General features: G+C 54.0%; 26 protein-coding genes. 13 read left to right on the forward strand and 13 right to left on the reverse strand.

Annotated elements, in window-relative coordinates; all coding sequences use genetic code 11:
• Window positions 1–24 precede the first annotated feature (24 nt).
• The gene (locus tag C8N31_RS02150) at window positions 25–1,479 is read right to left on the reverse strand and encodes an NAD-dependent succinate-semialdehyde dehydrogenase (protein WP_025047302.1); all 1,455 of its coding nucleotides are present in this window, start codon (window positions 1,477–1,479) and stop codon (window positions 25–27) included.
• A 2-nt stretch (window positions 1,480–1,481) separates the two neighbouring features.
• The gene (locus C8N31_RS02155; protein WP_025047303.1) at window positions 1,482–2,759 is read right to left on the reverse strand and encodes a 4-aminobutyrate--2-oxoglutarate transaminase; all 1,278 of its coding nucleotides are present in this window, start codon (window positions 2,757–2,759) and stop codon (window positions 1,482–1,484) included.
• Window positions 2,760–2,903: 144 nt separating this feature from the next.
• Between C8N31_RS02155 and C8N31_RS02160 the strand changes: the two genes are divergently transcribed.
• A complete protein-coding gene (locus C8N31_RS02160; protein ID WP_025047304.1) occupies window positions 2,904–3,470 on the forward strand; it encodes a cupin domain-containing protein in 567 nt (188 codons plus the stop codon).
• Window positions 3,471–3,578: 108 nt separating this feature from the next.
• Here C8N31_RS02160 and C8N31_RS02165 read toward each other — a convergent pair whose 3' ends face one another.
• From C8N31_RS02165 to C8N31_RS02200, 8 genes are all read right to left on the reverse strand, one after another.
• Window positions 3,579–4,589, reverse strand: a complete 1,011-nt coding sequence (locus C8N31_RS02165; RefSeq protein ID WP_025047305.1) for an ABC transporter permease — start codon at window positions 4,587–4,589, stop codon at window positions 3,579–3,581.
• Window positions 4,586–6,094: a sugar ABC transporter ATP-binding protein gene (locus tag C8N31_RS02170; protein WP_025047306.1), complete on the reverse strand. Its 1,509-nt coding sequence runs from the start codon at window positions 6,092–6,094 to the stop codon at window positions 4,586–4,588. The genes C8N31_RS02165 and C8N31_RS02170 overlap by 4 nt, the downstream gene beginning before the upstream one ends.
• A 69-nt stretch (window positions 6,095–6,163) precedes the next feature.
• Window positions 6,164–7,234 (reverse strand): TMAO reductase system periplasmic protein TorT, encoded by a 1,071-nt coding sequence (torT, locus tag C8N31_RS02175; protein WP_025047307.1) that lies wholly within the window; start codon window positions 7,232–7,234, stop codon window positions 6,164–6,166.
• Between the two features lie 71 nt (window positions 7,235–7,305).
• Window positions 7,306–8,277 (reverse strand): 5-oxoprolinase subunit C family protein, encoded by a 972-nt coding sequence (locus C8N31_RS02180; protein WP_025047308.1) that lies wholly within the window; start codon window positions 8,275–8,277, stop codon window positions 7,306–7,308.
• On the reverse strand, window positions 8,267–9,142 hold the full coding sequence (locus tag C8N31_RS02185) for a 5-oxoprolinase subunit B family protein (protein ID WP_025047309.1): 876 nt from the start codon (window positions 9,140–9,142) through the stop codon (window positions 8,267–8,269). The genes C8N31_RS02180 and C8N31_RS02185 overlap by 11 nt, the downstream gene beginning before the upstream one ends.
• A 10-nt stretch (window positions 9,143–9,152) precedes the next feature.
• Entirely contained in the window at window positions 9,153–10,523 is a 1,371-nt protein-coding gene (locus tag C8N31_RS02190; RefSeq protein ID WP_025047310.1) for an acetyl-CoA carboxylase biotin carboxylase subunit, read from the reverse strand.
• Window position 10,524: 1 nt separating this feature from the next.
• The gene (locus C8N31_RS02195; protein WP_025047311.1) at window positions 10,525–10,761 is read right to left on the reverse strand and encodes an acetyl-CoA carboxylase; all 237 of its coding nucleotides are present in this window, start codon (window positions 10,759–10,761) and stop codon (window positions 10,525–10,527) included.
• 25 nt (window positions 10,762–10,786) lie between these two features.
• Window positions 10,787–11,563 carry a 5-oxoprolinase subunit PxpA gene (locus C8N31_RS02200; protein ID WP_025047312.1) on the reverse strand — a complete coding sequence of 259 codons (777 nt, stop codon included), beginning with the start codon at window positions 11,561–11,563 and terminating at the stop codon, window positions 10,787–10,789.
• Between the two features lie 224 nt (window positions 11,564–11,787).
• Between C8N31_RS02200 and C8N31_RS02205 the strand changes: the two genes are divergently transcribed.
• From C8N31_RS02205 to C8N31_RS02230, 6 genes are all read left to right on the forward strand, one after another.
• Window positions 11,788–12,705 (forward strand): LysR family transcriptional regulator, encoded by a 918-nt coding sequence (locus C8N31_RS02205; protein ID WP_025047313.1) that lies wholly within the window; start codon window positions 11,788–11,790, stop codon window positions 12,703–12,705.
• Between the two features lie 147 nt (window positions 12,706–12,852).
• Window positions 12,853–13,707, forward strand: coding sequence for a carbon-nitrogen hydrolase family protein (locus C8N31_RS02210; RefSeq protein ID WP_025047314.1), 855 nt, complete (start codon window positions 12,853–12,855; stop codon window positions 13,705–13,707).
• Window positions 13,673–15,196 (forward strand): biotin carboxylase, encoded by a 1,524-nt coding sequence (locus C8N31_RS02215; RefSeq protein ID WP_269146521.1) that lies wholly within the window; start codon window positions 13,673–13,675, stop codon window positions 15,194–15,196. Before C8N31_RS02210 ends, C8N31_RS02215 begins: the two co-directional genes overlap by 35 nt.
• Window positions 15,196–16,227, forward strand: a complete 1,032-nt coding sequence (locus C8N31_RS02220; RefSeq protein ID WP_025047316.1) for a C45 family autoproteolytic acyltransferase/hydrolase — start codon at window positions 15,196–15,198, stop codon at window positions 16,225–16,227. The genes C8N31_RS02215 and C8N31_RS02220 overlap by 1 nt, the downstream gene beginning before the upstream one ends.
• A 22-nt stretch (window positions 16,228–16,249) precedes the next feature.
• A complete protein-coding gene (locus tag C8N31_RS02225; protein ID WP_025047317.1) occupies window positions 16,250–16,900 on the forward strand; it encodes a carbonic anhydrase in 651 nt (216 codons plus the stop codon).
• Between the two features lie 389 nt (window positions 16,901–17,289).
• Window positions 17,290–17,643 (forward strand): DUF2513 domain-containing protein, encoded by a 354-nt coding sequence (locus C8N31_RS02230; protein ID WP_146173093.1) that lies wholly within the window; start codon window positions 17,290–17,292, stop codon window positions 17,641–17,643.
• 48 nt (window positions 17,644–17,691) lie between these two features.
• Here the strand turns inward: C8N31_RS02230 and C8N31_RS20665 are convergent, their stop codons facing one another.
• Window positions 17,692–18,033, reverse strand: a complete 342-nt coding sequence (locus tag C8N31_RS20665; RefSeq protein WP_025047319.1) for an HGGxSTG domain-containing protein — start codon at window positions 18,031–18,033, stop codon at window positions 17,692–17,694.
• A gap of 444 nt (window positions 18,034–18,477) precedes the next feature.
• Window positions 18,478–18,795, reverse strand: coding sequence for a hypothetical protein (locus C8N31_RS02240; RefSeq protein ID WP_037917801.1), 318 nt, complete (start codon window positions 18,793–18,795; stop codon window positions 18,478–18,480).
• A 760-nt stretch (window positions 18,796–19,555) separates the two neighbouring features.
• On the opposite strand from C8N31_RS02240, the gene C8N31_RS02245 reads away from it, so the two are divergent.
• The 6 genes from C8N31_RS02245 (at window position 19,556) to C8N31_RS20675 (ending at window position 24,664) form a co-directional block, all read left to right on the forward strand.
• Complete coding sequence (locus tag C8N31_RS02245; protein ID WP_231476719.1) at window positions 19,556–20,083, forward strand: tyrosine-type recombinase/integrase; 528 nt, start codon at window positions 19,556–19,558, stop codon at window positions 20,081–20,083.
• Window positions 20,084–20,713: 630 nt separating this feature from the next.
• Window positions 20,714–21,553 (forward strand): arsenate reductase/protein-tyrosine-phosphatase family protein, encoded by an 840-nt coding sequence (locus C8N31_RS02255; RefSeq protein ID WP_025047322.1) that lies wholly within the window; start codon window positions 20,714–20,716, stop codon window positions 21,551–21,553.
• Window positions 21,554–21,557: 4 nt separating this feature from the next.
• Window positions 21,558–22,556, forward strand: a complete 999-nt coding sequence (locus C8N31_RS02260; protein WP_025047323.1) for an ArsJ-associated glyceraldehyde-3-phosphate dehydrogenase — start codon at window positions 21,558–21,560, stop codon at window positions 22,554–22,556.
• Entirely contained in the window at window positions 22,553–23,818 is a 1,266-nt protein-coding gene (gene arsJ / locus C8N31_RS02265; protein ID WP_025047324.1) for an organoarsenical effux MFS transporter ArsJ, read from the forward strand. The genes C8N31_RS02260 and arsJ overlap by 4 nt, the downstream gene beginning before the upstream one ends.
• Window positions 23,815–24,171 (forward strand): aldo/keto reductase, encoded by a 357-nt coding sequence (locus C8N31_RS20670; protein ID WP_310437628.1) that lies wholly within the window; start codon window positions 23,815–23,817, stop codon window positions 24,169–24,171. Before arsJ ends, C8N31_RS20670 begins: the two co-directional genes overlap by 4 nt.
• Window positions 24,172–24,358: 187 nt before the next feature.
• Window positions 24,359–24,664 carry a hypothetical protein gene (locus tag C8N31_RS20675; RefSeq protein WP_310437629.1) on the forward strand — a complete coding sequence of 102 codons (306 nt, stop codon included), beginning with the start codon at window positions 24,359–24,361 and terminating at the stop codon, window positions 24,662–24,664.
• Between the two features lie 6 nt (window positions 24,665–24,670).
• On the opposite strand, the gene C8N31_RS20180 is transcribed toward C8N31_RS20675, so the two are convergent.
• Window positions 24,671–24,856 carry a hypothetical protein gene (locus tag C8N31_RS20180; RefSeq protein WP_146173094.1) on the reverse strand — a complete coding sequence of 62 codons (186 nt, stop codon included), beginning with the start codon at window positions 24,854–24,856 and terminating at the stop codon, window positions 24,671–24,673.
• Window positions 24,857–24,860: the final 4 nt, after the last annotated feature.

Raw genomic sequence — 24,860 nt, forward strand, 5'->3', positions numbered from 1 at the left:
TTCCTTTGCTGCTGAGGACCAACCTCAGTTGATTTCGCCGAAGCACATGTATTTGAGTTCGAGATAGTCATCGGCCCCGTACTTGGAGCCCTCGCGTCCCTGCCCCGATTGCTTCACGCCTCCAAAGGGCGCGACTTCGGTAGAGATCATTCCGGTGTTGATGCCGACCATGCCCGTTTCCAGCCGCTCAGCGACCCGCCAAACGCGAGAGATGTCCTTGGAGTAGAAATATCCGGCAAGACCGAATTCTGTATCGTTCGCCAATTCGACTGCTTCGTCTTCAGTCTTGAACTCAAACAAAGGGGCAACAGGGCCAAAGGTCTCTTCATGCTGAACCAGCATGTCTTTCGTGACGCCCGTTACGACAGTTGGCTCGAAAAAGGTTCCGCCCAACGTATGGCGTTGACCGCCGGTGATTGCCTGCGCGCCTTTCGCAACTGCATCTGACAGATGAGTCTCGACCTTCTTGAGTGCTGCGTCATTGATGAGGGGGCCAATCGTGACACCCTCTCCAAAACCATCGCCTACACCAAAGGCAGCGACGCGCTCAGCGAGTTTCTCGGAGAACTCCTTGTAGACACCCGATTGCACATAAATGCGGTTCGCACAGACACACGTTTGGCCTGCGTTTCGGAACTTCGCAATGAGCGCACCTTCTACTGCGGCATCGACATCGGCATCGTCAAATACAATGAACGGTGCATTGCCACCGAGCTCCATTGACACCTTCTTGACGGTTGCAGCACCTTGTTCCATGAGGATTTTTCCGACGCGTGTAGAACCCGTAAAGGTGATCTTGGCTACTTTCGTGTTGGCACACATCTCTTTGCCGACGCCCGAAGCGTCACTGCTCGGCAAGACACTGAAAACGCCGCAAGGAATGCCCGCTCGCTCGCCCAGTACGGCCATCGCCAAGGCTGAAAGTGGTGTTAGTTCAGCCGGGCGTGCCACGAAGGTGCAGCCAACGGCCAGGGCGGGCGCAACTTTCCGCGCGATCATCGCATTGGGGAAGTTCCATGGCGTGATGGATCCGACCACACCGACCGGTTGCTTCAACACGACAATACGCTTGTCAGGCTGGTGACCGGGGATAACGTCGCCATAGATCCGCTTCGCCTCTTCCGCGAACCACTCAATATAGGATGCGCCATACATGATTTCGCCTTTGGCTTCGGCGAACGGCTTTCCCATCTCGGCTGTCAGAATAGTGGCGAGATCATCGATGTTCTCCAACATCAAGTCATGCCAACTACGCAAGATGACTCCGCGCTCTTTGCCCGTCTTCGCAGCCCACGATTTCTGGGCGTCGTAGGCCCCGTCGATTGCCAGGCTCACATCCTCAACGGCTAAGTCAGTGACTTCTGCGATCTCTATGCCGTTAGCAGGGTTGCGAACTGCAAAGGTCTTTTCGGTTTCTACCCAGTGACCGTTTATATAGGCGCGCGTTTCCAGAAGCGATGGATCGTTTAGGTTCCACATCTCTAGTTCTCCTGCGCTGCAGCGACGGACTCTTCGAGAATGTCGAGGGCTTCTGCGAATACGTCATCTTGGATGGTGATCGGCGCAAGGAAACGAATGACATTGCCATGCACACCGCAAGTCAGAAGGATCAGATTCCGCTTCAAAGCTTCGGCTCGCACCTTTTGAGTGAATTCAGGGCTAGGGGCGGCGCCATCTGGCGTGTTGAATTCAGCCGCTACCATGAAGCCGGGACCCCGAATTTCCACGATCTCAGGAGCCGTTGCGCGGATCGATTCAAGCCGCTGGCGAAGACGAGAACCCAATTCGTTGGCGCGTGCACAAAGGTCTTCTTCTTCAATCACATCAAGAACGGCATGCGCAGCGGCGATGCCCAAAGGATTACCACCATAGGTTCCGCCAAGGCCGCCTGGCCCCGCTGCGTCCATGATTTCAGCTTTCCCGACGACGGCCGCGAGCGGCAGACCACCAGCCAGGCCTTTTGCCATTGTCGTAAGATCAGGTGCAACGCCATAGCCATCCATGGCGAACAAGTTTCCTGTGCGCGCAAAGCCGGTCTGGATTTCGTCTGCGATCATGACAATGCCATGCTCGTCGCAAAGCGCACGGACCTCACGCACGAGCTCAGCGGGTGCGGGATAAAAGCCCCCTTCGCCTTGCACAGGTTCAAAAATGATGGCGGCGACGCGACCAGGGTCAAGATCCGCTTTGAACAGTTTGTTCAACGCATCCATCGAGTCTTTCGTAGAGACCCCATGCAGGTCGATCGGGAAAGGTACATGGTAGACGTCCGGCATCATTGCGCCAAAGCCTTGCTTGTAAGGGGCGACCTTGCCCGTCAAACTCATGCCCATGAACGTACGGCCGTGAAAGCCGCCGCCAAACGCAATGACGGCGGGACGCCCTGTATAGGCCCGTGAGACTTTGATCGCGTTCTCTACGGCTTCCGCACCTGTCGTCACAAAGACGGTCTTCTTTTCAAAGTCACCTGAGACCCGCGCGTTCAAGCGTTCGGCCAGGCTGATGTAATTCTCGTAAGGGAGAACCTGGTGACAAGTGTGCGTGAAAGAGCCCATTTGCTTTTCAACCGCTGCCATGACTTTGGGATGGCAGTGGCCTGTGTTCACGACCGCGATACCGGCTGCAAAGTCAATGTAGCGGTTCCCCTCTACATCCCAAACTTCCGAGTTCTTTGCTCTATCTGCGTAGATCTGAGTCTGCATTCCCACGCCGCGAGAGATTGCTTCATCTTTGCGTGTGCTGATTTCTGCGTTCAACATTGTCATTTCCTTTTCGACTCGGGGCCACGAAGCCCGCTTAATTTCCTTCTTAAGGCGTTCATAATTTTACAAAAGCCTGTTTCTTGTAGTTTGTAACGCATTGATTTATAATGCTATTGAGAAGTCTTTTTGGGTATTATGGACATGTCAAACACATCTCATGAGGATCTCATTCTTGGAGCCCGGCTCCGAGCAATCAGGGAGCGAGCGGGCCTTTCACAACGCGCACTTGCAAAGAAGACGGGCGTGCCAAATTCCACAATTTCCCTCATGGAGTCTGGAAAGACGAACCCATCTGTCGGAGCCCTGAGGCGTGTTCTTGACGGCATCCCAATTAGCCTCTCTGAATTCTTCGAATTCGAACCGGAGCTAGAGAAGACAACGTTCTATGCTGCCGAAGATCTTCCCGAGATTGGCAAGGGCCGCTTGTCGCTGAAACAAGTCGGAAAGGACCTGTTAGGGCGTGCCATGATGATGCTTCACGAAACATATGCAGTCGGAGCAGACACCGGGCGTGTGATGTACGTGCACGAAGGCGAAGAAGGCGGGATTGTCATATCAGGTCGCATCGAGATCACGGTTGATGAACAACGCAAGATACTTGGGCCTGGTGACGCCTATTACTTTGACAGCAAGAGACCACATCGTTTTCGACAAGTTGGACCCGAGCCTTGTGTACTTGTAAGTGCCTGCACCCCGCCGACCTTTTAGCGCGTTTGGACTCATCTGCTTTCCGAACCGTTTGACGTTCTCCTTTCTGAGTTTGAACAATAAAGGGGACCGGTGTTTACCGGCCCCCTTTTCTCTTGAGGGCAACAATCAGCTGCCACTTAGGATCATTCGGTAGCGCATTTGATCGAAGATCACCGCGAGGATCAAAAGCGCTCCCAGCAGTACCATCTGCATGTAAGAGCTGACTTGGGCGAGGTTCATCCCGTTCTGGACAAGGACGATAAAGAATGCGCCAAGAACCACGTTTTCCACTCGGCCAATCCCGCCCCGCAGGGACACGCCAGCGATGACGCAAGCCGCAATAGACTCCAGAGCAATCGAGCTCCCCAAATTGGCCTCACCGGATTCGACACGCGCGGTCAGCAGCAAACCGGTCAGCGACGCAATGAGCGCGCAAATCACGTATGCCATCATCAGGGTGCGCTTCGTGTCAATCGCAGAAAGATGTGCAGCTTTGATGTTGCCTCCAACCGCATACACTTGGGTTCCCAAGCGGGTCCGAGACATGAACAACCACATCACAAGTATGCAGATTGCTGCGATGATCACCGGGACAGGAATTCCAAACAGGCGACCAAATCCAAACGTATCGCCGAATGCGAAAGGCAAACCCGAGACAGGCACACCACCTGTCAAGAATAGAGCCAGGCCAGCACCAACGGACGATACACCCAAGGTCATGATGAAGGGAGAAACCTCAAAGTAGGCAACACCAACGCCGTTAACCAGACCAACCGCGATTGCTGCCGCAAAACCCATGAAGGCACCCAGCAGGATCGCGATCCAGATGGCATCGGGGAAAATCCCAGCAAACCAAACCATACCAAGCGCGGAGACGACCGATGTGAGGGCAATGGAAGTGCCAACTGACAAGTCAAACCCGCCCGAAATCAGGACCAGCATTTGCCCCATGGACACCAAGACCAGATATACTGATTGGCGCGCGACATTTACGAGGTTCTGAACGCTCAGAAACTTATCTGAAAGCGCGGTAAAGATGATCAATGCGCCGACGAGAAAGAACGGCAAGACACCGACTTTGAGGAACACTTTACGGATAGGCTCAAATGGCCCGTTTTTTATTGCTTCTGTGGTCATTGTTTTGCTCCGGTTTCGTCGAAGAAATATTTGAGAACTTGTTCTTCGGTCATGTCATCGCCGCTTAGCACTGCGGAGACATGGCCATGAGCCAGAACAATCATTCGGTGAGAGAGGTTCATGACCTCGGGTAGGTCGGACGAGATCACAACTACGGCTTTGCCAGACTCCGCCAATTCCTTAATCAGCAGGTAGAGCGCTGCACGGGTGCCCATATCGACGCCTACGGTCGGCTCATCAAAGATGATGATATCCGCGTTCTGGCCAAAACACTTCCCGAACAGAACCTTCTGCTGGTTGCCGCCGGACAGTTGAGAGACTGGCTTGTTGCGATAACCTTCATGCAGTTCCACGTAGTCAGAGATGGTGACGGCTTCCGAGTTGACCTCTGCCCATTTGACCAATTGGCCTTCGCCGCCAACCTTGTCGCCCATAACCAGATTAATCGCGAGGTTGTCTTTGGACGTTTTGGCCAGGTCCAGGCCCTCTGCTTTTCGGTCTGGTGAAAGATAGTAGATGCCGCTCTTAATGATATCACGGGTTGGAGCGTGACTGATATCCTCGCCTTTCAATGTGACCTTGCCACCAACTCGCGTTGTCAGTCCCATTACCGTTCGGAACAAGCGGGATTTACCTGACCCTACGAGGCCCGCGACCCCAAGAACTTCGCCAGCCCGGACGTCAAACGTGGCATCATGGATCCCAACCGTTCTGAGGTTCTCAACAGAGAGAAGAACCTCGCCAGATCCCTTGGTAATCTTCGGGTATATTTCATCGATCGCACGCCCCGTCATCATTTCGACGAGCGCGTCATCATCCGTGTCAACCATATCGACGGTGCCGATTTTGCCTCCATCACGCAATACCGTGACGCGGTTGGCGATGCGGGAAAATTCCTGAATTCGGTGCGAGATGTAGACAATGCCCACACCTTTTTCCTTAAGCTCCTTTACGAACTCAAACAGGTGATCAACCTCCTTGTCAGTCAGCGAGGCTGTAGGTTCATCAAGGATGAGGACTTTCAAATCGCCGTGGAACGCCTTTGTGATTTCGACCATCTGCTGTTGCGCGCGCGACAAATGTGCTGTGACCTCGTTTGGGTCGATATCGAAACCAAGTTCCAGTAACATGTCGTGGGCGCGCTTGCGCATGGTCTTATGGTCAATGAAGGGGCCACGCATGGGCTCCCATCCAAGGAAAATATTCTGGGCAACGGTGAGCGTTGGAATGAGTGAGAATTCTTGGAAGACGGTGTAGATACCTTTCTCTTGGGCATCAGCAACGCTTTCGAATCTCACCTCTTTGCCGTCTAGCAAGACGCTTCCCTGCGACGGGTTATTCGCGCCTGCCAACATGGAAATCAAAGTCGATTTCCCCGCCCCATTCTCACCGAAGAGGACGTGGACCTCTCCAGACTTCAGGTCGAAATCGACCGAGTTGAGAGCAAGGACTCCGGGGTACTGCTTTGTTAGTCCCTTGGTTTCGATTAGTGCTTGTGCAGTCATGTTGATCTCCAAAAAATGCGGGCCGGAGGGACAGGCCCAAACCAGCCCGCAAGTCCAACAGGGAGGTAGTTAGTTGGACACGGAGAAGACGGGCGCGAAACCATCCGGAGGAAGGATGTTTGTACGCTCCACTTCGCCAATGTTGGTTGGATCGACTACGAAAATTTCAGGACCCACGTGCTGCACGAAGTCCTTTCCTTCCAGAATGCGAACCGCTTGGTCGATCGCAACACGGCCTTGGATCACCATACTGTCTGCGGGTGCTGCAAGAATGAAACCGCGCTCGATGCCGGTGTAGACACCTGGCGTCATGTAGAAAGCCAGCAGATCAACTTCGCCCTGCAGGCCGCGCTCGCGAATAACACCCTGAGCGGCTTCGGCAGTAACAGCGGTACCTGCCAAATAGCGAACCTCAGGATTTGCTTGAAGAACGTCTTCAACCAACTGCAGCTGAGTTTCTTTGCCTGTGTCACCAAAGCGTGGCTCAAGCACCTCGACAGCAGAGCCTTCTACGGCTTCCATGAACCCTGCGTGGGCACCTTCAACCCAACCTGCGCCAGCAGGACCAGGGAACCAGCCAACCTGGACAGGTTCTGAGCCAGCTGGGTGTTTTTCGGCAAGGTAAGCGCCAGTCTGGTATCCCATCGTGTGGAAAGAGACCAAAGATTTCGCCGAAATGTCTTCAGATGAAACGCCGTTGATGACATCAATCACAGGGATGCCTTGGGCAGCAACTTCGCCGATAACGTTGTTCAGGCCATCAAATGAGATTGCACCAACAACGATCGCGTCAGCACCACCGGAGACGCAGTCTTCGATCTGACTGATTTGACGTGCCAGTTCGGTGTAACCACCGGCTTCCACAACGTTGAGATTAACGCCGAGACGTTCAGCTTCAGCGGTGACGCCATAGTCGACGCCAAGCCAGTAGGCATCTTTCATGTGAGGGAAAGACACACAGATGTTCCATGCCTTTTCAGCAGCATCGAGCGCTTCGTAAGTCACAGCGCTTGTTTCGCCGTCTGCGGAGAACGCAGGAGTGACTTCTTGTGCGGGATAGGGGAACCAGGCTTCTTCGGCAAAGGCTGTTGCTGGGATTGCAACACTCAGAGCGAGCGCTGTCTTTAGGACGAGTTTCATTATTCTGATCTCCTTGTCAGTTACGGTAGTCTGAGGCGATTTCTCGCGATTTCAGGTTGGATTTCTGGCTCTTAGCCGAGCTCTTCTCTTATTTTTTCAAGCATATCTTTGCGGTCCTTTCGGGCAGCCAGTGATTGGGTCATATCGACCTTCTCGAACTTCACGGGTGTATGGGGCTGAAGTTGGCCGATCAGGTCCATGTCTGCGGAAATGATCGCGCCAAGGGTAAAGTACCCGCCACCCGAAACGGCATCTCGGTGAAGCACGATCGGCTCTGTGCCACCGGGCACCTGAATGGATCCATAAGAATAACAGCCATCCACGATATTGGATGGATCTGCGCCCGCCCCGAAGGGTTGTTCGCGATCAACGAATTCCAATGGGCGCCCGCCTTTGAAACGATAGCCCATGCGATCCGCTTCAGGCGCAACTTTCCATTCATCTTCGAAGAACCCGGCACCCGCTTCATCCGTCAGGCGATGCCAGTAAAGCCCGGGGAGAACGCGCAACCTGGCGGGAGTACCTGGCTTGCGACGAAGAGATTCCGGTACCGTACGGCCGGCGCCAGGTCCTTCTGAACCGCCTGTGGGCAGTTCGTCTCCAGCTTGGATCGCGCGTCCTTCGACGCCGCCAAGAGCCCCAATGGAATAGGTCGAGCGGCTGCCCAGTGCTTCTGGTGTCGTAATTCCGCCGCTCACTGCGATATAGATGCGCGCACCGGCCTGAAGGAAATCAAAACTGAGAGTCTGACCTGCCTTCACGACAAAGGATGTCCAAGCTTCCTGAACTTCGCCATCGACCTTGATGGGCAATTGAGCGCCCGTGACAGCGACGGTCGCCGTCTCGGTGAACTCGATTTCGGGGCCCATGAAAACGGCTTCCAGACAGGCAGAGCCTTCGTCATTACCAACAAGCATATTAGCTGCACGCAACGCATAGCGATCCATTGCACCACCGAGCGGAATGCCGAGGTGAAAGTAGCCGATGCGGCCAAGGTCCTGAATAGAGGTCGCAAGACCTGGGTTTTTGATCTTAAGCGTCATTGAGGGCCTCCAACATCTTTGCATTGGTGCCGCGCATGTCGGCATTGAACTCGTCGAGATCGAATTCGACCTCCGCGATCCGCGGCTCGTAAGTGCCGTCTTCGACTGCGGCGACAACTGCGTCATACTCAGCACGATCGATCGGCTTCCACTTCACGATGTCGCCGGGCTTGAAGAACACCATAAAGTCTTTCAGGTGTGAGACCTTCTGCTCCGGATCATAGATTGGCATCGGAGTGACCCCGAACATCTGATAGCCACCTGCGCCACGCACGGAGTAGATGCAAGAGAAGCACCCACCATAGCCGATTGTCTGTTTTGGAGTGTCTGTCCTCGGGCTCAGGTACTTCGGAACCTGCAACTGCTTGTCGCGCTCGACGAGCTGATAAAGAAACGGTAGGCCCGCAACAAAACCAACCATTGAGACAAACCATGGCTGTGAGTGATGCGCCTCAATAAACGCGTCGGCGTCCGCGAAACCGTTGATCTTGGCAGCGTAGTCGAGATCGGTTCCATTTGGATCCTGGTGGCGTTCACGAAAGCGCATCAGTGTTTCATGCGTCCATGGATCTTTGTAGAACACGGGAATCTCGACGATCCGCGTCGTCAATCGTTTTTCAGCAGACTCGGCCTTGTGTTCCAACTCTTTGACCTTCGCCATGATCTCATCAGGCGAGATCACGTCCGGGTCAAAGCGAACTTGAAATGACGCGTTTGCTGGGCAGATTTCAGTGACGCCCTCAATGTTGGCATCGCGCACCGCATTGCTCATTGAAAGAGACTTGAAGAACGCGTCGAGGGACATTTCGTCGTCCATCTCGACATATACGTGCTCGTCGCCTCCAAATGTATATCTGGTTTTCATTATGACTTCCTCACGTGTTCTCGGGGCTAAGGTTTCCGGCTTCCAGCCACGGCTCGAGCCATTGGGTGTGGAAATCGCCAGTTGCGACGGTCGGATCTTTGGCCAGTGCCTTGTGGAGTGGGACAGTTGTTTTCAGGCCATTGATCTCAAGACCATCAAGTGCAGCAGCCATTTTCGAGATCGCATCCGCACGATCCTTGCCATGCACGATCAGTTTCCCGATCAAAGAGTCGTAGAACGGAGGAATCTGATAACCTTCGTACATTAAGTGGTCGAACCGGATCCCCTCCCCTTCTGGAATCTTCAAGCTTTCGACCTTTCCGGGCCAAGGCATGAACTGCATGAAGGGATCTTCCGCATTGAGGCGAACCTCGATCGCATGACCGGACTTCTTGACCTGATCTTGGCTGACACTGAGCTCTTCGCCGCCGCAAACACGGATCATTTCCTGAACCAGGTCAAAACCGGTAATCATCTCGGTCACTGGGTGTTCGACCTGAATGCGCGTGTTCATCTCGATGAAGAAGAACTCTTTCGTGCTTTCTTCGTAGAGGTACTCGAGTGTTCCAGCGCCGCGATAATTGACAGCTTCGGCAAGAGCGACCGCAGCCATACAGAGATTCTCACGTGTCTCATCATCAAGGCAATCAGCTCCCGCTTCTTCCCAGACTTTCTGGCGTCGACGCTGCAGCGAGCATTCGCGCTCGTAGAAGTGAACCGCTTTCTTGCCATCACCAACAATCTGAACTTCGATGTGGCGCGGTGATTTCACAGAGCGTTCGACGTAGAGACCACCGTCGCCAAAGGCGGCGGCAGCTTCCTGTTGTGCCTGTGGGGCTAAGGTACGCAGCTCCTCTTCGTTGTCTGCGATCCGAATGCCTTTGCCACCACCACCAGCAGCAGCCTTGACCATAACCGGGTAGCCAACTTGCGCCGCCACTGCGACGGCTTCGTTCACATCTTCGATGCGACCCTTGGAGCCGGGTACAACGGGCACACCAGCAGCTTCCGCTGCCTGGCGCGCAGCAACTTTGTCCCCCATCCGCTCAATCGTATCAGCAGAAGGTCCGATAAACTTGAGGCCAGCCTGTTCAATCGCGCGTGCGAACTCAGGGCTTTCCGACAAGAAACCGTAACCGGGGTGTACCGCATCGGCGGATTTCTCAATTGCCGCCGCGACCATACCAGTAACGTTGAGATAGGATTCCGTTGCTTTGGCCGGCCCAATGCACACTGACTCGTCGGCCAGTTTAACTGCAAGCATGTCTGCATCGCCCTCAGAGTAGGCTTGGATTGTGGTGATGCCGAGCGACTTGGCAGCATGAATAATGCGGACAGCGATTTCGCCACGGTTTGCAATAAATAGACGTTGAATGGTCATATCATTCGGCCACTTCAGCAAGGGCTTCGCCGGCTTGAACCGGAGTTCCGTCTTCCGCTGCATAAGCGGTGAAAGTACCAGCAACTTCAGATTTGATCTCGATGAACGTCTTCATCACTTCGATAAGACCGATCGTGTCGCCAACGGCAACGGCGTCTCCAGACGATTTGAACTGGTCGGCTTCCGGCGACGGCTTAACGTAGAAAGTCCCCGGCAACGGTGAAAGTACTTGTGCCATTTGTGTTTTCCTCCCTCAGGATATCTTAGAGTCCCAGCACTGTAGCAGCTGGCGCGATTGTTATGCCCGCATCCGTCAGGCCGGCCCGGATGGCTTTGCCCATATCCAGAGCACCTGGCGTGTCCGAATGGAAACAGATGGATTCAAACTCGATTGGAATGTCCTCACCATCGACAGTTCTCACGACACCTTCTTTGCAGGCCCGCACGCATTTCTCAGCCACTTCTTCCGGTTTTGGTCGAGAAACGTGTCGTGCAAAGACGATTGAACCAGACTTGTCGTAGTCACGATCAGCGTAGAATTCGCGAGCAACAGGATGACCAACGCGTTTTGCGACTTCGTAGGTTTTCGAAATCCCCATGCAGAAGATAATGGCAGTGCCACACGTCTTACCAAGCGTGTCGACGATCATCTCGGACAGTTCTTCGTTGACAGCCGCTTCCATGTAGAGGGCTCCGTGCGGCTTCACATGTTGGAGGCTGACACCATGACGGCGCCCAAATTCCCGGATTGCGCCAACTTGATAAACGATGTCGTTCACAAGTTCTTCGGAGCTTGTCTTGATGTAGCGGCGGCCAAAACCCTGAAGATCATTGTATCCGGGATGTGCCCCCAGGCCGACGCCGTAGGTCTGCGCGAGCTTAACGACCCGATCCATTGAGTTTGGGTCGCCAGCATGAAAACCTGCCGCGATGTTGGCTGAACTGATGAGTGCCATGATCTCTTCATCTGGCGCTTCACCCAACTTCCACTGGCCAAATCCCTCACCCATGTCGCAGTTGAGGTCGATAATCTCTTTCATGGTTCGCATCCCTGTTTGGTTTCGAACAGGTTCACAAAAAGCACTGAGAATTGGAATTTCTTTATTCTGAGGCCTGCGTATCAGAAATTTAGATACTGCAATCGCGAAAGAAATTGCTCAACCTGTTGATTTATAACAAAGGGAAATTGCTGCATCTGCACAGTACACAAATGGCATCGAATTTTCCGATAGCTTGGCGTCAGGTATAGTGTTAAGTGAAGGCTATGAACCTACGCCATCTCAAATATTTCGTGGCAACCGCAGAATCGGGTCAAGTGAGTCGCGCCGCGAGTGCGTTGTCCATCTCACAATCGTCAGTCACGGGCGCTATCAAGGAATTGGAAGCAATTGTTGATGCCGAACTCTTTGTACGCTCCTCTCAAGGGATGGAGTTGACGGATTCAGGACGAGAATTCTTAGCGGCATCTCGGGAAATCCTGGACAAGGTTGATGAAGCTAAGAGACTGACCAAGCGCCGTTCAGAAGTAAGCGGCAGGATCACTCTGGCCGCGACATATACTGTGTTGGGCTATTTCCTTCCCTTCCATATCGATCGCCTTGCCCGCCTTCATCCAGGCTTGGATATCCAGATCAGTGAACTGAACCGCGAGAGCATCGAGGACGGCCTCCTCGCAAACCGCTTCGATCTCGCTGTTCTTCTCACGTCGAACCTCAGCAGTCCTGACCTGGAATCAGAAACTCTCTTGAAGTCGTCTCGTAGGCTTTGGGTTCCAACTGGCCACCGTTTTCTGGACGGCGGCAAAGCAAGCTTCAAGGAGATCGCCAAGGAAGACTATATAATGCTCACAGTCGACGAGGCGGCCCATACCGCCATGAAATACTGGAGCAAGACCAACTATCGACCCAATACGAAGCTCAGAACATCATCTGTTGAAGCCTGCAGGTCTATGGTTGCGAATGGGCAAGGCGTCGCCATTCTATCCGACATGGTGTATCGGCCGTGGTCGTTGGAAGGCAAACGTCTGGAAACAGTTTCCACCGACGTCGAGATCCCAACAATGGACGTCGGAATAGCCTGGCGGAGCGACGCCGAGTTCACTCCTGCGATGCACCTGTTGGTAGACTATTTCAAGTCGAGCTTTGTCTCTCCACAGATGGCCCAGTTCAGCGGCAGAAAGTAACGAGGCGACCCAAAGACGCCGGAAATCGGTTATTCCGATGTTGGTCTATCACTTAATAGAACTTCATTTCACACCCCTCATGACCCTAACAGAGTAAGGATTGCAAGGCGCTAATTGACCTTGCACCCAAACTCAAGGGCGTCTTGGATGACTCATTTTTCAGTGGCCGGTGTGCAGATGCCAGTTTCCGTATCAGGGAACAACATACCTGCGATGTTGCAGCGTGCTAACAAGATTGTCCATGTTCATCCATGGACCGACATGATCCTTTTCAGCGAGCTTGCGCCACACGGTCCGTCCATCGCATTTGCCACTGAGGACCCCGATAGCGTGGAAGCTCCGTTCCGCGAGTTCGCCGCAAAGCACAACGTTTGGGTCTGCCCTGGGTCATATTTCCTAAAGCGGGGCGAAGACATCTTCAACCACACCGTTGTGATCAACCCTGACGGGGAGATCGTAGGCGAGTACGACAAGATGTTTCCCTTTAGACCCTATGAACAGGGTGTAAAGGCTGGTGAGCATTTCCTCATTTTTGATGTCCCCAGTGTCGGGCGTTTTGGATTGACTATCTGCTACGATATTTGGTTTCCCGAAACGACAAGGACACTTGTCTCACAAGGTGTTGAGGTTCTCCTTCACCCCGTTTTGACGGGCACAACGGACCGTGATGCTGAACTCGCGATTGCCCGAGCGACTGCGGTGATGTTCCAATGCTATGTTGTCGACGTGAATGGTCTCGATTCCGGGGGCATCGGCCATTCCGTGGTGGCTGATCCGACCGGTCATATCGTCCACGATGCTGGGCAAGCGGACGCTGTATTTCCGCTGGAGCTTGATCTCGACCTCGTAAAACGCTGCCGCAAACGTGGAGCCAACGGGTTGGGTCAAACGCTCAAGTCCTATCGCGACAAACCCATCGATTTCGACGTGTACAAACCTGGTCCAACCACGACCTTCCTCAGGGGTCTTGGCCCGCTTCAAATGCCAATCAGGGACCTCTAGCCACGCTAATGCTTGGAACCAACGATCCAGAAAGGAACTTGCCATGCTTACATCCGTTGCAGATGCGAGGTTGTTTTTCCACAAGAACGAGCAACCCATTTACTTCGTGAGTGCCAGCCCCTTCAACCTTCTGGGTATCGATACGTGGGTGAGCAATTTCAAGTTCATCAATCTGATCGACTGTTTCGACGGACGCCATCCAAACGTGTTCGTTCCTTCCCATGACGCGACCCAGGAATTTGAAAGCATGGAGGAGATCAACAACCATCTTCTCGGCAACAAAGAAGTCCTCGACTACATCCGCCCAAAGAAGCGCGGCCAGGGCGTTTTCCTTATGTTTGATGGGGAAACTGAGCAACTGGCAAAAGCGGCGAAACTACGAATTCCGTTTCCAAAAGCTAAATTGCGCAATCGACTGGATGACAAGATCCAGACTGTGAAAATTGGCGAGCGCGCCGGTGTTCCCAGCGTTCCAAACGTCTTAGCAAAGATCTCGTCTTACGAAGATCTCTGCCAAAAAGCCGAACACCTCGGCACCGACCTTGTCATCCAAACCTCGTTTGGTGACTCCGGCCACACGACGTTTTTTGTGTCTAGCAAAGCCACCTGGAAAAAGCATGCGGATGAGATTGTTTCGGCAGGCACCGTCAAGATCATGACGCGTATCAAATGCCATCAGGCGGCGATCGAGGCTTGCACAACGCGTTGCGGCACTGTTGTTGGACCCTTGATGACGGAGATCGTGGGTTTCAAGGAGCTGACGCCTTATCGGGGAGGCTGGGCAGGAAATGAAATCTCACCGGATGCCTTTCCAATTGAGATATCTGAGCGCGCGCGTGACCTTACCTTCAAGTTTGGTGAAGAGCTTCGAAAAACTGGGTATCGTGGCTACTTCGAACTGGATTTCCTGATCGACCAGGATACCAATGAAGTTTGGCTTGGCGAGCTCAATCCGCGCGTCACCGGGGCATCCGCAATGACGAATATCGCGTCGTTTGCCTTCGCAGACATGCCTCTCTTCCTGTTCCATCTCCTCGAGTTCAGCGGCCAAGATTTCGATATCGACATCGGCGAGGTGAACAAACGTTGGAGCGAGCCAAAGAACATCGACACTTGGTCGCAATTGGTCATCAAGTATACTGAAGACGAGGTTGGCGTGATCGAAGATGCGCCTGAAAGCGGCATCTACCACATTGGTGATGACGGTCGCTTGGAACTTGATCGCTTCGACCTGCGCAGATCAAATCTGGACGACAAGACTGAAGGCTTCTTCCTTCGCATCGCTGGCAGCGGGGATTACTGCTACGAAGGCGCAGATCTTGGCATCTTGATCACCAAGGGTCGTCTGATGTCCAAGAACCATAAACTCACAAAACGAGCCAAAGACTGGGTGAAGGCAATTCGTTCTGGCTACACCACGCGTGCCTTGGCGCCGTTTGAGGACACGCCGCCACAAATACAGGAGCCGGGGGCATTCAAGATCATCTGATGTCCCGCAAGTTAAGCTTTCAATTTGTTGAGTACGACGGTGCTGGCGAGAACTGGAAATCATCTTTTGATCGGTTCTGGCCCTCGTATCGTCGGTGGTTTTTGTCCCATGGTATCAGCAATCGACCCTCTTTTGTGGCGTGCGAGAAATCCGTTCGGTCCCATATGCCGGAACTATCCCGCATTTATCAGGACTTGATCTCAGTCGACGGCCTGGACGATACGGCCGCAAGGTTCTTATCGATGTATTGCCCACCCGCCTACGTGACGGGGTGCAGCCAAATCGGTCTCTGGTCGAGCGGACAGCCTGTCCTTTTTCGAAGCTATGACTACAGCCCCCGCCTTTTTGAGGGGACAGTCGCGCTGACGAACTGGGGCAACACGCGGGTCATTTCGACGATTGATAGTCTTTGGGGATGCCTCGATGGCATCAACGAATACGGACTTGCGGTCAGCCTTGCTTTTGGTGGCAGCCGTGCAACCGGGATCGGCTTTGGTATCCCGATTATCCTGCGGTACCTCCTGCAAACCTGTGACACCACATATCAAGCAGTCGAGGCCCTGAAGCATGTGCCATGCCATATGGCTTACAACATAACGATCAATGACTGTTCGGGTGACGTGCGCACCGTCGAGATTGCCCCAGGCCAACGCGCAAAGACGCTCGACAGGCCATATGCGACGAACCATCAATCCGGAAAAAGGTGGGATGCCTATGTGGCCCTTGCAAGATCCAAAGAACGTTCTTCGGTCTTGAGTGATCTGACTTCGGCGCAGAACGCTCCCTCAACGCAAGAGCTACACCAAGCATTTCAGAAGCCTCCATTGCGCTCTTACGCATACAATCGAGGTTTTGGAACGCTCTACAGTTGCCTGCTCTCGCCGCGTTCGGGCGACGTCGATTACATCTGGGACAATCAATTGATCAGTCAATCCTTCGATGATTTCCAACCCATGACAGCGACCATTGAATTGTCTGATGCACCACGAACCCCGAGCAGATTTGCTCAAGGGTTTTCAAGTGTTGAATAACAGCCAAACGGAAGGATAACACATGGGGATTAGCGCGCTACCAAGGTTTCTCGTCGAAGGTTATGCAAGGTGGAAGTCGTCAGACTACGACCCGGCAAGCGATAAATACCGACAACTCGCTGATCAGGGGCAAACGCCAAGAGTTTTCGCAATTGGCTGTTGCGACAGCCGTGTTCAAACTTCGAAAGTGTTCGACGCTGACCCAGGTGACATCTTTGTACACCGCAACATCGCAAACCTCGTTCCAAAATTTGCCGACGACGCTGGGCATCATGGAACGGTCGCCGCCTTAGACTACGCAGTAGATGTACTGAAAGTCAGCCACATCGTTGTTGCCGGGCACTCACAATGTGGTGGCATCAAGGCCTGCCACGATCTGGCACTAAATCCGGACTCCATCAGTGTCACCCCTGCCCTCTCAACGTGGTTGAAGATCGTCGGCGATGAATTCTTCCGCGTCGAGGGGCTTTCCAAAGCGGAGGACCGTGTTCGAGCTCTCGAATTCATCAGCGTAATGACATCCTTGGAGAACCTAATGACCTACCCGAATGTGGTGAGCGCGATCGAGAGCCGCGGTCTCAAGCTTCATGGCATCTGGCAAGATCTCGGGGGTGGGCAACTGATGGCTTTTGATCCGGGAACGAAGCAGTTTCAGCACATAATGAAGTGTTGAAGTAACCGGACAACGATCCAGCAATATGGGATGGCCGAGGTCCAATTCCCGTCCGGTGTGATTGATGGCTGCTCCCGATGCGGTCAGCCGCTAATCTTAACTTTTTTTCTGACCAGTGCTCCCTCTTTTGCAGACATTGCAGCGGCGGGTTGCACCCTTGCCAGTAAAAGCAGCGCCAACGTTCTTCACTCAGCATCTTGAGCGTTCGCGCATAGCGCCCAATTGCGGCTGATGCTCATTAGTGAATTTCTGAGCCAATGCCCTAGCGGAAAACTTATCGTTTTAGTTATATGCCCAGTGTCCAGCAACAAAACTAGTGTACCAAATGTAAGTGTATCCCGGGCAGCGTAGCGATGTGCTAGTTTGGATTGGATCGGAAAGGAAGTGCCTTGAAACGCAATGATGACATGATGAGAGACCTATTATTAGCTGCGGAGGCTTTTAAATTGGGACGAATACAAAAAGGCAAAGCAGACTTTGAAACAAGCGAAAACGGGCACCTAGAACACTATCATTATAGGCTTCTTTGTGACGCAGGATTAATGGCGATGGAGGAAGGGCGCTTTTTCCGAATCACAAACGCAGGTCATGATTATATCGCTACCATTCGCGACGAAAAAGTTTGGGCAAAAACCAAGGAACTAGCTGGAAAAGCCGGTGGCGTCACGCTCGAGATGTTGAAGACAATTGCATTTGGAGTGTTCAAAGCCAAAGCGGCCGAACTGACAGGTTTGGAATTCTGATCCCATTGGACATCTCACACCTGGCCTGGCTGTATTTGAAACGCTGGGTCACCTGCCGGACTTTTTCTTTGCGTTTTGGCGGAAACCGGCCCACCTGGCACGTTGAGCCTCTGCTATGCGCGCCCTGCCTTCCTGTGTCTTTGGCCCCGTGGACATACCGCCGTGAAACTTGCATCGCCTGCGACCCGGTTCTGATTTGTTCCTACATAGACGCCCCTTTCGGGTCTTGGCGTGGCATGTCTGGCGATGTATGGCGACTTGTTCAACCATCTTGGCGTCGAGCCTCGCGAGCTCTCGAGCAAGAGCATTTTGCTCGTAATCTAGTAAGACCCCTTCCCCACGCCCGCGCGTATCTCTTTGCAAACCCGTCTTGCCTTTGCCTGTCAGCATTTTTTTACCTTCAAATCTATTCACGACGCATGGCGTCCAGATATGCTCTGACCCAACTTAACTGGCGTTGATCTGCGCGATGGATGCGTTTGCGAAATGCGAAGTATGTGTGCCAGCGCATCCACTTTGGCTTTGGAGGTAACGGGAGAGTAAGGTTGCCGTCAGATTGGCCGAGCCGCGCCCGCAATTTGTGCGCCTGTAATATTGCGCGGTCTTCAGGGGACAACAACTCGGATTGGTACCGCAACTTCAAACAGAGCCTGCAACGGTTTGGATAAAGAATGGCACACCGGCGCTGGCATGTGGGGCAGTTGAACCATGCCCGTGATCCACCAAGAGGTTGCTGAGTCCATTCAATGGAAACCTGAACACCGCGAATATTGATCGCGCCACTAGACAGTCGGTGGGCGTCAGAAATCCGTATCTGCGGCATCTGTTCACAAATCATGTGGCTAACTTCCGGGCTTCGTCCTGCAACTCGAAAATGCGCCGCGAAATCGGCGGCCACGTGGTGAAGTCCATCAAGGCGCGATCAACGTCATACGTGCCCTGCCCGAGCCGGTAGTGACCTAGCCATGCGTCAACGAAGTTCTTGGGGTCACCGATGCCCTGAATATCAAAGCCCACGTGACGAATGTACTCCCCAATGTCATCAGGGAAAAAGTCCATCACGACGTTAAGGATCACATCACGCTGCTCATCAGTTGTCATTGGTGCCTGTATTTGTTCTTGAGGTGAATTGCTCATGTTGGCCTCTTCCATCTTTTGGCTCTGCCGTCCCACACCCGACCATCTGGCCCATGGCCAGCGACTGCATTACTTGCATCCGCCAGTGCATGTCTTCTGTTCAGTCGATTTGTTCTGGTGTAGCGGCGCATGTGTTACCCTATATGTGGTATTATTATACCTCCATACATGATTGTATGTAACCTCATAAAGTACAGTCAGACATGATCGTTAACTGGCTGCCGATGTCTGTTCGAAATGCTGAAGTGCTGCACGCCGCAAACGTCATCCTCCCGAATCACGAGCGGCTTGAGAGCTTTGGAAGCTGCTTCAACTGAGGACATCTCTGCCCATGTTTTAGCCTAAGCAGCCAATCGAACTAGGTGCGGCGAATGTTCCTGAAGAGCCCGACTCCGTCATTGCTTTTTCTCGCTGCGCGCGCTCGCAGCATGGATAATGCTGCAACAGCGTAAATTTCCATACAGCTTCGCAGCAGGAAAAGTGGTCATTCAAACAAATCGCAGCAAAGATAAAAGGCGAAAGGATCAAGTGTGGCTTGTTGCGGTGTGATGCAGTCTTAGAAATGCCGTCTGCACACGCGTCCAAGAGCGGCCATTCAATCCAATGCTGTGCTTTTGGTGTCAGCGCGGTGATGACGACTGGGTTTGGAAGGAGGATTGGAGGGCAAATCATGCCAAGAGTCCAACTTCCTGCAGTCACCTCTAAGCGCAAAGCCTGGAACAAAGGTCGGATCATCGGGCAGGAACGGCCGCTGCTTACCAAACAAGTCTGATCTATCCGCGCGCGCCTCGAACTTGCAGGCTACCTTCGCGACCTAGCGCTGCTAAACGTAGCGATTGATAGTAAGCGGTGGAGCTGCTATCTTGTCAAACTCGTCGTGACTGAATTGGTCAAGGATGATCGCGTTCGCGAACGCGTTTCTATGAACCAAAACAAGACCAAAAAGCAGGTTCAGTTTGAACTGACTGAGAACACACGAGATGCCGTCATTGTTTGGACGAGGTCACCGGAGATGATTGGTCGCCGCTTCATGTTTCCGAGCCGCTTCCACGACCGCCCACACATCTCAACACGTCACTATGGTCGGCTCGTTAGTGATTGGTTGACATCGATTGGGTTGGAGCCGAGAGGCTACGATACCCATTTGCTCCGCCGAACCAAAGCTGCCGAGATATACCGTAAGACCGGCAACTTGCGCGCTGTGCAGCTTTTGCTTGGTAATACGAAGGTCAATAGCACGGTGCGCTACCTCGGTGTCGAACTAGAAGACGCTCTGACTATCGCAGAAGGCATCGACATCTAAGCGATTTCGGCGAAGGTGCTGGCCGTTCGCCGAGGTCTTGGTGAGTCTGCCTACTTGGAATTTGACCATCAGGTCGTAGTGGATGCACAGATCAATTGCTTCAGTCGGCCGTGGTCCGCGCATCATCAGCCTTTAGTCCCAATTGCGAAGGCATGCTCAAACTTCCAGGCGCATCCGGGAAAGCCCCCAGACCGCTGGGATACTTTTCGAATCGTTCCACGTATCCTAACGTCATGAAAGCGTTACACACTGGGTGCGGGGAAGCTATGGACAGATATATTGCCGAAATGGATGAAGCGAACCGCATCGCGGCAATTTGGGTCACGACGAAAACGACCCGGGGGCCACGCGTTTTTGATCCTACAAAGCACATTTTTGATCCTCAACATCCTGCTGAGTTCATAGGTGCGCCACGGCAAGATATCGTCAGTTGGTTGGATTCCAAAAACCAGAGAAGCTAGCTCTTCTGGCCAATGCCGCCAACTCGAAACCAGAGGGCAAACCCGCAACACAGTTAATCCAAGATCGCGTATGCGCCACTCTTTATTGAGGTGCCGTTCCGGCGAGCGGGGGCTCATTTTTACAAAATCTTCATTTTAATTTGGCCCATACTTCAATTATTCATGAAGTATGGATATATTAATTCCCGACCGCCTCTCAACGCTTGGCCATCCGCAACGGCTCGCTGTGTTCCGGCTGCTCATGCGGCGCTACCCAGACCGGGTTCCTGCGACGGAACTCGCCAATGCTCTCGAACTTAAGCCCAATACGCTGTCGACCTATGTATCTGCGCTGATGCAAACCGGTCTGATCAGCCAAGAACGGGTCGGCACATCGCTGCGCTACTCAGTGGATATGGACGTAACTCAAGCGACGATTGGGTTCCTTCTCCACGACTGTTGTCGGGGACGACCTGAAATTTGTTCTCCATTCTCCAGTGATGCCTCCCATAGGATTTCTGAAATGACGGATCGAAAGTTCAATGTCTTGTTCATCTGCACCGGCAATTCCGCCCGGTCGATTTTTGCCGAAGCCATCCTGCGCGACCTCTCGCCGGATCGTTTCAACGTCTATTCTGCGGGCACCAAACCGCGATCGGACCTAAACCCCTTTGCCTTGGAGGTGTTGGAGCATAACGGCCATGACGTGTCAGAATTGCGGGCTAAGAACATCGGGGAGTTTCAGACCGAAAATGCTCCGGCCCTCGACTTTGTCTTCACCGTTTGTGATCAAGCCGCCAATGAAGAATGCCCCGCGTGGCAGGGTCAGACAATTAGTGCCCACTGGGGGCTACCTGATCCGGTCAATGTTCAGGGCACAGACGCAGAGAAGAGCCTCGCATTCCGCCAGACCTATGGCGCGTTGCGCAACCGCATGACGGGGTTTACCGCCCTGCCGATTGCGTCACTGGATCGTATTTCCCTGCAAAAGGCCGTGGATGACATCGGCCAAATCAAAAACGAAGGATAGCCTAATGACCGTATATGCTGTGAACGGCCTTGGCCGGATTGGTAAACTCGCCTTAAAGCCCCTTTTGGCGCGCGGCGCGGAAATAGCATGGATCAACGACGCGGTCGGTGACCCCGAGATGCACGCGCATCTGCTAGAGTTTGATACGGTGCATGGGCGCTGGGACGCCGAGTTTGCCCATGACGACAACGGCGTGACAATTGATGGCACGCGACTGCCGTTCATTGGCACCCGCGACATTGCCGATCTGCCGCTGGACGGAGTTGATGTTGTGATCGACTGCACCGGCGTCTTCAAAACCGAAGCCAAGATCGCGCCCTACTTTGACGCCGGCGTTAAAAAGGTCGTGGTGTCCGCTCCGGTAAAGGACGGCAATGCCGCGAATATCGTGTTTGGCGTGAATGACGAGATCTATGATCCCGCGCGCCATAACATCGTCACGGCGGCCAGTTGCACGACGAACTGTCTGGCCCCGGTCGTGAAGGTGATCCACGAAAACCTGAAGATCAAGCACGGCTCCATCACCACGATCCATGATGTGACGAACACGCAGACCATTGTGGATCGCCCTGCCAAGGATTTGCGCCGTGCGCGATCGGCGCTCAACTCCCTTATCCCGACAACGACGGGCAGTGCGACGGCGATCACGCTGATCTACCCAGAGCTTAAGGGACGTCTGAACGGCCATGCGGTGCGGGTGCCGCTGTTGAATGCCTCGCTGACCGATTGTGTGTTCGAAGTTGAGCGCGAAACCACCGCAGAGGAGGTCAACGGCCTTTTCAAAGCCGCGTCCGAGAGTGAATTGAACGGCATTCTTGGCTATGAGGAACGTCCGCTTGTCTCGACGGACTACACCAATGACGAACGCTCAAGCATTGTGGACGCGCTTTCGACCATGGTGATCAACGGCACACAGGTCAAAGTCTACACGTGGTATGATAACGAAATGGGCTACGCGCATCGTCTGGTGGATGTGGCATTGATGGTCGGGGGCAGTTTGTGAGCGACGCGCGGCCCGAGGGCCTGTCGGCCTACATCGCCGTAACGGCCGCCTATTGGGCGTTCATGCTATCGGACGGAGCGCTGCGGATGTTGGTGTTGTTGCACTTTCACACGCTGGGCTTTTCTCCTGTGCAGCTGGCCTATCTGTTTGTGCTCTACGAGATCGCAGGCGTCGTGACGAACCTGTGCGCTGGGTGGATCGCGGCGCGGTTCGGGCTGACGTCGACCCTATATGCCGGGCTTGGGATGCAGGCTGTCGCTCTGTTGGTGCTCGCGCAACTTGACCCGAACTGGGCCGTTGGGGCGTCGGTTGTGTTTGTGATGTTGGTGCAAGGGGCCAGCGGAGTGGCAAAAGACCTCGCCAAGATGTCGTCCAAATCTGCGGTTAAATTGCTGGCGCCTACTGGTGATGCAGGATTGTTCCGCTGGGTCGCCCTGCTGACGGGATCCAAGAATATGGTCAAAGGTGTGGGGTTTCTGCTGGGCGCTGCGCTACTGGCGACAGTGGGCTTTGTTGGTGCAGTGCTTGGCATGGCGGCGGTGTTGGCGGTGATCCTGATCGCCGTTCTATTGTTAATGCCAGCGGGTCTTCCCAAAGGCCGCAAGGACGCAAAATTCGCCGAGATCTTTTCCAAATCGCCCAACGTCAACTGGCTCAGCGCTGCGCGGGTCGTTCTGTTCGGGGCGCGGGATGTCTGGTTCGTGGTCGGTATCCCGATCTATTTCTACGCGGTTTTGTCGGATGGAACGACGCAAGGCAATCGCACCGCGTTCTTCTTGATCGGGACGTTTATGGCCGTATGGGTCATCTTGTACGGGTTAGTGCAGGCCAATGCCCCACGTATCCTGCGCGCCAAAACGCGTCCCACCGCTGAGCTGATTTCAGCGGCACGCGGTTGGGCTTGGGCGCTTGCTGTGGTCCCGGCGGTTCTCGCCGTGGCGGCTTTGATGGCGCATGGGCCGCAAGACTGGCTGACGCTCGGTGTCGTTGTGGGGTTGTTGGTGTTCGGGGCGCTGTTTGCGGTGAACTCATCGCTCCATTCCTTTCTGATCCTGTCCTTCACCAAGGCGGAACGGGTCACAATGGATGTGGGGTTCTACTACATGGCCAACGCGGCTGGGCGGCTGATCGGGACGCTCGCATCAGGGCTCAGCTATCAGATCGGGGGGCTTCCCCTAATGCTCGGGATCGCCGCCGGAATGGTCGCCTTATCCGCCGTCGCGGTGAGCTTTCTGAGGCCTGACGAGAAACAAGCGACATGACGCAGCTTCGCACGCTTGGCGGGACGCCGCTGTCGCCTTTGTGTTTTGGAACCATGCAATTTGGCGGCACAGCAGATGCTGGGGCCAGCCCCGCCATGTATGACGCGTGTCGCGCGGCGGGTGTGAACCATTTCGACACAGCGCATGTTTACACAGGCGGCGCATCCGGGACCCTGTTGGCCCAGTTTATCAAGGCTGAACCTAACACGATCCATGTTGGAACCAAGATCGCCTATACGGGCGGTGCAGGCAGAAAGAACATAAACGCTACCTTTGACGCCTTTCAAGAGCGGCTTGGTCTGGATTACATTGATCTGCTGTATCTGCCCGCTTTGCCGCTGACACCCCACTAGAGGAAACAATTGAGGCGGTCGCGCGGTTGCAGCAGGCTGGAAAATTCGCCACATCGGCGTGACCAACAATACCGCTTGGCAAGTGGTGAAAACGCAAGGCGTGGCTGCGGCGATGGGCACCCGCATCGTTATGATCCAGCGCATGTATTCATTAGTCAAACGTTAGGCCGAGGTTGAATTGCTGCCAATGGCCAAACCCGAAGGTATCAACGTCGCCGCCTATTCGCCGCTTGGAGCGGGGCTGTTGGCGGGCAAAGATACACAAAGCGGAGGCGGCCGTCTTGCCACGGACAGCCGATATGCCGCGCGGTATGGACAAACGTGGATGCACAAACTGCAAAATCTATTGCAGCCCTTGCCGCACAGACGCAGATGGACCCCGCGACCATCGCTGGCAACGACGCAGATATCGTTGAGCGACAAACACTATGCACGGATCACGGCTCTTTGCCAAACCCCAGCCCCCGCGACCGACCGCCTTGAGGAGGCCTAGTCGCGTCTATGCGGGTGCGGGTGTCAAGTCTTCCCAGTGTTCGCCCATCGCAATGATGCAGGACGTGCCATTGGTGTAGGTTTGCACCAACGTCCAATCCTGCGTGCGCGGATCGATCCAGACCTCAAGCAAAGTCTCTGGCCCGCGAAACCCCAAGGCGCGGCGTTCGGCGTGCATTACAGTGCTTAGCATCCGC

This window comes from Sulfitobacter mediterraneus (assembly GCF_003054325.1).
GTDB classification, from domain to species: domain Bacteria; phylum Pseudomonadota; class Alphaproteobacteria; order Rhodobacterales; family Rhodobacteraceae; genus Sulfitobacter; species Sulfitobacter mediterraneus.